The organism is Bradyrhizobium cosmicum (assembly GCF_032290525.1).
Taxonomy (GTDB): domain Bacteria; phylum Pseudomonadota; class Alphaproteobacteria; order Rhizobiales; family Xanthobacteraceae; genus Bradyrhizobium; species Bradyrhizobium cosmicum_A.
On record NZ_JASXTA010000246.1, the window covers coordinates 1 to 271 of the forward strand.

1 pseudogene is annotated in these 271 nt (G+C 58.3%); it reads left to right on the forward strand.

Annotated features, from left to right (window positions below):
- Positions 1-140 precede the first annotated feature (140 nt).
- Positions 141-271: pseudogene (locus tag QSV46_RS39825) on the forward strand (bifunctional D-altronate/D-mannonate dehydratase); the annotation flags it as partial.

Below are 271 nucleotides of genomic sequence, written 5' to 3' on the forward strand. Positions count from 1 at the left end.
GCGGTAATCCTGAACAGGCTGCCCGGTGGGGTCACCGGTTGGCTGTCAATGTCATTCAGCACCGAGGCGCCCTGATTCCGCCTCCCGCCATGCCGGCAATGCCCGCGCTTTCGTATTCCCTAGCTGCCCAGGCTTGAACAATGAAGATAAGAGAAGCCCGCGTTATCGTGACCTGTCCCGGTCGTAATCTGGTCACTCTCAAGATTGTGACTGACGAAGGTCTTTACGGAATCGGCGATGCTACCCTCAATGGCCGTGAGCTGGCCGTGGT